The organism is Streptomyces carpinensis, assembly GCF_002154505.1.
In the GTDB taxonomy this organism is placed as follows: domain Bacteria; phylum Actinomycetota; class Actinomycetes; order Streptomycetales; family Streptomycetaceae; genus Streptomyces; species Streptomyces carpinensis.
In genome coordinates this window covers 1-6,666 of sequence record NZ_MUBM01000241.1, presented here as the reverse complement: position 1 = coordinate 6,666, position 6,666 = coordinate 1, and the positions used below count along the sequence as shown (strand labels likewise).

General features: G+C 71.3%; 9 protein-coding genes. 5 read left to right on the top strand and 4 right to left on the bottom strand.

Annotated features, from left to right (window positions below; genetic code table 11):
• Together BZY54_RS30000 and BZY54_RS29995 are read right to left on the bottom strand one after the other, a co-directional pair.
• Positions 1 to 209, bottom strand: a 209-nt coding sequence (locus BZY54_RS30000; protein ID WP_279634713.1) for a carboxyl transferase domain-containing protein, incomplete at its 3' end; no start/stop codon positions are given.
• 145 nt (positions 210 to 354) lie between these two features.
• Complete coding sequence (locus BZY54_RS29995; protein ID WP_086728467.1) at positions 355 to 564, bottom strand: acyl-CoA carboxylase subunit epsilon; 210 nt, start codon at positions 562 to 564, stop codon at positions 355 to 357.
• 293 nt (positions 565 to 857) lie between these two features.
• Between BZY54_RS29995 and BZY54_RS29990 the strand changes: the two genes are divergently transcribed.
• On the top strand, positions 858 to 1,850 hold the full coding sequence (locus BZY54_RS29990; protein ID WP_086728466.1) for a ScbA/BarX family gamma-butyrolactone biosynthesis protein: 993 nt from the start codon (positions 858 to 860) through the stop codon (positions 1,848 to 1,850).
• Between the two features lie 247 nt (positions 1,851 to 2,097).
• Entirely contained in the window at positions 2,098 to 2,742 is a 645-nt protein-coding gene (locus tag BZY54_RS29985) for a ScbR family autoregulator-binding transcription factor (RefSeq protein ID WP_086728465.1), read from the top strand.
• A 55-nt stretch (positions 2,743 to 2,797) separates the two neighbouring features.
• Here the strand turns inward: BZY54_RS29985 and BZY54_RS29980 are convergent, their stop codons facing one another.
• Together BZY54_RS29980 and BZY54_RS29975 are read right to left on the bottom strand one after the other, a co-directional pair.
• The gene (locus tag BZY54_RS29980) at positions 2,798 to 3,793 is read right to left on the bottom strand and encodes an NAD-dependent epimerase/dehydratase family protein (protein WP_086728464.1); all 996 of its coding nucleotides are present in this window, start codon (positions 3,791 to 3,793) and stop codon (positions 2,798 to 2,800) included.
• Positions 3,794 to 3,914: 121 nt separating this feature from the next.
• Complete coding sequence (locus BZY54_RS29975) at positions 3,915 to 4,679, bottom strand: SDR family oxidoreductase (protein WP_086728463.1); 765 nt, start codon at positions 4,677 to 4,679, stop codon at positions 3,915 to 3,917.
• Positions 4,680 to 5,090: 411 nt separating this feature from the next.
• On the opposite strand from BZY54_RS29975, the gene BZY54_RS53705 reads away from it, so the two are divergent.
• The 3 genes from BZY54_RS53705 (at position 5,091) to BZY54_RS51065 (ending at position 6,348) form a co-directional block, all read left to right on the top strand.
• Entirely contained in the window at positions 5,091 to 5,354 is a 264-nt protein-coding gene (locus BZY54_RS53705; protein WP_244217401.1) for a hypothetical protein, read from the top strand.
• The gene (locus tag BZY54_RS53700; protein WP_341868714.1) at positions 5,305 to 5,763 is read left to right on the top strand and encodes an anthrone oxygenase family protein; all 459 of its coding nucleotides are present in this window, start codon (positions 5,305 to 5,307) and stop codon (positions 5,761 to 5,763) included. The genes BZY54_RS53705 and BZY54_RS53700 overlap by 50 nt, the downstream gene beginning before the upstream one ends.
• Positions 5,764 to 5,901: 138 nt before the next feature.
• Entirely contained in the window at positions 5,902 to 6,348 is a 447-nt protein-coding gene (locus BZY54_RS51065; RefSeq protein WP_086728462.1) for a hypothetical protein, read from the top strand.
• Positions 6,349 to 6,666: the final 318 nt, after the last annotated feature.

Genomic DNA, 6,666 nt, shown 5'->3' with positions numbered 1-6,666 from the left:
AGCTGCTCGACCTCCTGGAAGGAACCCGGGTCCAGGAGCAGCTCGATCCGCTCCCGCGCGGTCAGCTTGCCCCTGGCGTGCTGCGCCTGCGTCGCCTTCTCGCCGGGACCCGCCAGCGCCTGCGCACGGATCTCGTGCAGCTCGGCGACGCACCCGCGGCCACCCGAGACCTCCGCGGACACCTGAGGAATGTCATTGAGGACTGTCACGATGCCTCCTCCCTCATGAGCGCGGCCGGAATGGAACCCCAGGTTAACAAACCGTCTATGCGGTTTACAGAGGGGCGGTGGCAGCGCGCACATGAATCAGCCCTGGATAAGTGCCTGCCGGCCCCGCGGCCGGCGCTCGATGGCGCTACCGCCAGCAGTACGGCGAGCGATAGGCCGCGCCGGACCGCTCCGGCCGCCGCCAGGAGGGGGCGTCGGCCGGCTCCGGCCCGGCGTCCGCCGCCTCCTGCCCGGCCAGTACCGAGCACAGCACGACGGCGAGCGCGGCCAGCTCCTCCTCGTCGGCCCGACCGCGTTCTATGCGCAGCGCGAGGCCCGTAACGCCCGGTTCGCCCATGTCCGCTCCTCTCCACTGCGGCCACCGTGCGGCACCGCGCTACAGAGAGACTTCAGTGCCGCTCGAGAAGCGCCCGGACGGGCGGCCGGTGGCGGTCGAGCGCTCGCGGCAGCCTTGAGCTGGCCGAACGCCGCAGAACACAACCACCGGAAGGAACCGTGCCGCCCGGGCCCGGGCGGCAGCTCCGCACGATCCTGGGCGGAGGCGACGCTTCCTCTGGAAATCAAACCGGGCGGTCTCTATCTTTTGGGTCCTCCGCAGAGCCCCATCTCCGATCTCGTTCAGGGGGAGCGATGACCACGGACACGTTTCGGTTCGAGGTTCCGTCGATCGAGCAGACGGCGGAAGCCGCACTGTCGCCCTTTTGGGCGGCGGCGCTGCGTCACGGGCACCTGACCACCACGGTCCCCAGGGAACTGGTGCACCGCGCGGCCGTCGCCGAGGTGATGCTCACCGACTGGGAGCGCCTGGGCGACACCCACTTCGCGATGACCGCCCAGTGGCCGCGGGGCCACAGCTTCTTCACCCCCGTGGACGGGGGCCACCACGACCCGCTGATCGCGGCCGAAACGATCCGGCAGGCCGGCGCCCTGCTCGCCCACGCCGAGTTCGGCGTCCCCTTCGGCCACCAGTTCCTCATGGAGGAACTCACCTTGACGGTGTGTCCCGAGGAGCTGGGGATCGGCCGGGCGCCCGCCGCCCTGGACCTCGACGTCACGTGCAAGGAGGTCAGGAAGCGCGGCGAGCGGCTGACCGGCATGCGCTACGAGACGACGGTCCTGCGCGAGGGGCGGCCCGCCGCGGCGGGGCGGATATCCTTCAGCGTCATCGCCCCGGCCGTGTACCGACGGCTGCGTCCGGAGCGCGTGTTCGGCGCCGGGCACCGTCCGATTGCGCTGACGGCCCCGCTGGCGCCCCAGAGCGTGGGGCGCCTGTCGCCGGCCGACGTGGTCCTCTCCCCCACCGGCGATCCGAACCGCTGGCAACTGCGGGTGGACACCCGGCACCCGGTGCTCTTCGACCACCAGGTCGACCACGTTCCGGGCATGGTGCTGCTCGAGGCGGCCCGCCAGGCGGCGACCGCGGTCCTGGGCGGCTCCTCCATCCTGCCGCTCGGCCTGGAGTGCGAGTTCACCAAGTACGCGGAGCTGGATCTGCCCTGTCTGATCGACGCCCTGCGCCTGCCCAAGGCCGCACCCGGCGACCCGGAGACGGTCCTCGTCACCGGCCACCAGGACGGCGAGCCCGTCTTCCGCACGACCGTGACAACAGCGCCGAGCGACTGACCGCGCGGCCCGGCCGGCCCCGGCCGGCCCCGGCCGGCCAGGCCCCCCGACCGCCCCGGCCGTCGGGCGCGATCCGCGCCCGACGGCCGGTTCCACTACGGCGCCCGCGCCGCCCCCCGCCCCGGGCCGGCGGACCTTCAGCGTGCCCGGAACGGCCTGTCGGCGGATGATCCCGGCCTGTTAAAATACGGACTGGATGGTTTGCAACCGGAGTCATCCCCGAGCACGCCGATCGACGGAGGAGCACATGGCGGAGCAGGAGCGAGCCGTCCGTACCCGCAGGACGATCCTGCTCGCCGCGGCCAAGGTCTTCCAGGAGCGCGGGTACAAGGCGGCGACGATCGCCGAGATCCTGTCGGAAGCCGCCGTCACCAAGGGCGCGCTGTACTTCCACTTCTCCTCCAAGGAGGACCTGGCTCAGGAGGTGCTCAGCTCCCAGAACCAGGACTTCGTCGTTCCCGACTGCCCTTCCAAGGTCCAGGAAGTCGTGGACGCCGTGCTGCTGCACACCCACCGTCTGCGGACCGACTCCATGGTCCGGGCGGCGGTACGGCTGGCGATGGACCAGCTCGCCGACGGCCTCGACCGCAGCGCCGCGTTCGTGCGCTGGAGGGAGCTCGTCCAGGAGCGGCTGGAGAAGGCCCAGGCGCAGGGAGAACTGCTGCCGCACATCGTGCCGACCGAGACCGCGGACGTCGTCGTGGGGACGTACGCGGGCATCCAGTCCATGTCCCAGGCCCTGAGCGACTACCAGGACCTCCCCGCGAGGGTCAACGCGCTGCTGCGTCACCTGCTGCCCAGCATCGTGGTTCCCTCCGTGCTGGCCTCGGTCGACATGAGCGAGAGCCGCACGCTGAAACTGCACGACGAGCTGACGGCACAGTCCCGGTAGGACGCCCCCCCCCGGCGGCACACGCCGCCGGGGCCGCCCGGCAGCACTGCCGGGCTCACCGCGCGCCCGGCACGCCCAGCCGTTCCCGTCCCGCGAGGTGGCCCGCGTACCAGTGCGCGGCCTCGGCGAACCGTGCCGCGAAGCCCGGTCCCGGGTCCTCGCCGATCCGGGCCCACAGACGATCGCTGCGGTACCAGTGGTCCCGGGTGAGCAACGCGTACTGGTGGTCGGACAGTTCGGGCATGGCACGGGCGACCAGCGCCCGGTGCTCCTCCGCGGACACCTCCCCGACGCACGGGGACGGCAGGCCGAGGTGGTGGTGCAGGGCGAGCAGCACCTGGTCCATCGGCACCGGCCGGGGATGAGCCGCGTGGTACAGCCGGGACCGGTCCGTGTCCCCCGGGGTGCGCACCAGGCCCGCGACGCCGCGCGCCAGGTCGCCCACCGCGATCATCGAACTGCGGGGCACCGTGCCGGACGGCCAGGCCGGGACACGGACGAGGAGGCGGGCGAGGGCGGGGATGAACCACGCGTCGCCGATGCCGTGGACCAGATGCGGACGCAGCACGGTACCGCCCGCCTCGAGCACGGCCTGTTCGGCCCGCAGGCGTGATCCGCTGGCGGCGGACGCCGGTTTCGGCACCACCGCGTCCTCGCTCACTCCGCGATGGGGCCCCGCGCCGTAGACGGACGCCGTGCTGATGTAGAGGAAGCGCTCGACGCCGGCGCGCTGCGCCTCCGCCAGGAGGGCGACGGTGCCCCGGTGGTTGACCGCCTCGCAGCGGGCCCGGTCGCGTCCGACATAGCTGGCGGTGTGGACCACGGCCCCCACCCCCGAGCACAGCCCCCGCAGCGTCTCCGGCCGGGTCAGGTCCGCACATGCGTGGCGCACCGCGCTGCCGCCCGCCGAGGCGGGAGCATGCCGTGCCAGAACGCGGACCGCGGGGACGCCGCCACGCCCGGCCAGTTCCTCAACCACCGCCCGGCCGACGAAACCGCTGCCGCCGGAGACCAGGACGGTGCCCGGGGTACCGCATGACGAACTCGACACGTTCCATCCCTCACTTCACTGATTCCGGGCGCCGGGACGCAACGACCGGCGCGCGAGGCTCACGTGGGCTGCCCGTGCGGGCCCAAAGCGGCTTTTCCCGGCCGCAGGGCCCGGCGGCGCGTCACAGACGCGAGCCTCCGGACGCGTCGATGCACTGGCCTGTGATCCACCGTGAGGCGTCGGACGCGAGGAAGGCCACGATGTCGGCGATGTCCCCCGTCCTGCCGAGCCGGCCGAAGACGGACCACCCGGCCAGCTGCGCCGCCGCCTCCGGGGTGCGGCGCTTGGCGAGGTTCATGTCCGTCTCGACGAACCCGGGAGCGACCGCGTTGACGGTGATGCTGCGCTCGCCGACCTCCTTGGCCAGCGCGAGCGTGAAGGTGTTCACCGCCCCCTTGCTCATCGAGTAGACGACGGACTCCGGGTACGCGATGCGGGTGGCCGCCGACGAGACGTTGATGATGCGACCACCCTCGTGCATGCGTCTGAGCCCCAACTGCGCCACGAACAGCAGGGACTTGGCGTTCACGTTGAAGATCCTGTCGAAGAGCTCGGGCGTCACCTCGTCGATGCGCGCCGATCCGCTGACCCCGGCGTTGTTGACCAGGATGTCCAGGCCACGAGCCGCTCCGAACTCGGCCAGACCGGCGTCGAAACCGGCGTAGAGCGTCTCGGCGCCCTCCGGGGATCCCAACTCGGTGCGGATGCCGAAGGCACGCCCGCCGTTGTCCCTGATCTCCGTGAGCGTCTCGGCTGCCGCGGCGGCGTCGCCGCGATAGTGGACGGCGACCAGAGCGCCCTCGCACGCCAGCCTCAGTGCGATGCTTCTGCCGATCCCCCGGCTGGCACCGGTGACCAGTGCCGTTCTCCCCTTCAGCGCGCCCATGCCCTACCCCTATTGAAGCCCGGGACTGCGACCGCCGAGAAATATACCGGCTGGACGGTTCTTTGCAACCGTTCGAGGCCCGTGCGCGCGGCGGGCGGAGGGATGCGGCAGAGGCCGCCCGCCGTCCTTGCCGAGCCGCCCGGATCAGCCGCCGCGAGGTCGCCGGCCCGGCAGCTGCCCCGTACTGCCCGCCGGCCACCGGCCGGGCGGGCCCCGCGCCCGCAGCGGCAGCGCGTTCCCCCCACCTCACGGACCCGAGCCGCGAAGGCCCGTGACGAGACCGCCCAGGGCCCCTGATTCTGGCACCAGGTCCGGTAAGCGGCGTAGAGCTGCGCCTGTTCGCCCCGCGGAGAGGCTCGAGCGGGCACGATTCGCCCAGAAACCGGCCGGTGTGGCCCTCCCCGTCTCGGCATGGGCGGTCGGGGCGATCCGCCCGCGCTCGGGACCTGTCTGTGGCGCATCCGGCGCCGCGTCACGGTCGCGGCCGTCGGCCTGATGGTGGGCGTCGAGTTCGCGGGGGCGGCCTTCAACAAGGCGATCCTCGGCCGGCTGCCGGACAACGGCGGCCTCGCAGCCCGCAGCGACGCAGCCCGCCCCCTCGGCAAGGCGACGGCCGTTGTGATACATCGGCTCGGTCGCACTCGGCGCGGTCTGGGCGGTCGCGGCGTGGGGTGACACGGGGGCGGGGCTGGTCGCCACGGCCACCGCTCCGCTCGTCCTCGGCGTGCTCATGCCGATCGCCCTGCTCGTCCCGATCAACTCCCGCGTCGCCCAGCGGACCCGGGACAGCGCCCCGGCGGACCGGAAGCAGCAGATCGGCCGCTGGGACCGGTTCCACCACCTGCGCGTCGGCATCATCATCACGGCATTCGTCCCGCTGGTCGTCGCCCGTCGCCTGACGCCCCTGCACGGCGCCTGCGGAACCGCCCGCCCCCCTCACAAGCCACCGGCCCCGCCGCACCGGGCGGCGAACCCGCGAGCAGCGCGCCGGGCAACGGCCCCCTCTCCCCCACCGCGGCGAGCCGCACGCACACCTGCGGACATCGAGAGAGAACAACCTCTTGCACGTTGCACGACCTGGTAGGCGACGCGAATCTCCGGGGCTATACGAGGGAAAAGGCGGCCGCCGCAGCGTGCCTCGTGACCCTTCAACGCCTGCCGTCGCCATCCTGTCCGCTGACGCTCAAGGATTTTGCACCAGGGACGACGAAAGGTCGCTCGAGTGAAGCTCACCAAGCGGTTTGCCGCGATCAGCACCGCCGCGGCGGCAGCGGTTCTCTTCAGCGCCGGCGGCGCCCAGGCCCAAGACGACGGGGACTCCCCCTCACTTCCCGGCAGCCCGGCACTCATTCAGATCTGCGCCCCGATCGGACAGGCCGGAGACGGCAACACCATCAACGGCAATCAGAACATCAACTGCAATCTGAACAACGGCGGCACGAACAACAACAATAACAACAACAACAACGGCAACGGCACGAACAACAACAACAACAATAACAACAACAACGGCGCCGGCACGAACAACAACAACAACGGCAAAACGGCGGCTGACTGCTCCGACGGAAAGAGCGCCGCGCTCATCGCATGGGTAATCGACGCCATGAAGGAAAGCCAGCCGAACGCCCCCCTGCAAGCATTGGACGTCTGCGCCGACGCCACCGATTAACCCGGCAGGCCGGCCCCGTCGGACCCGGCGACAAAGGCCGCGACAGTTCTGGAACGGAACGGCCAGGTTCGCCGGATAAGCTCGCAATCACCAGCGCCCCGCCTTGGCCTGGACGGCCCAACCGCCAGGACAGCCCGGCCGTCTGCGGCTCGGCAAGACGTCCGTGGCCGTCACGGGGAAGTCCAGAGAAACCCAAACGCACACAGCCACGCGACAGTCCGGCCGGGTGGGCCTTGAACCACCCGGCCGGACTGTGAAGTTCAGCCGTTGTTGTTATTGTTGTTGTTGTTCCCGCCACCGCCGTTGTTGTTGTTATTG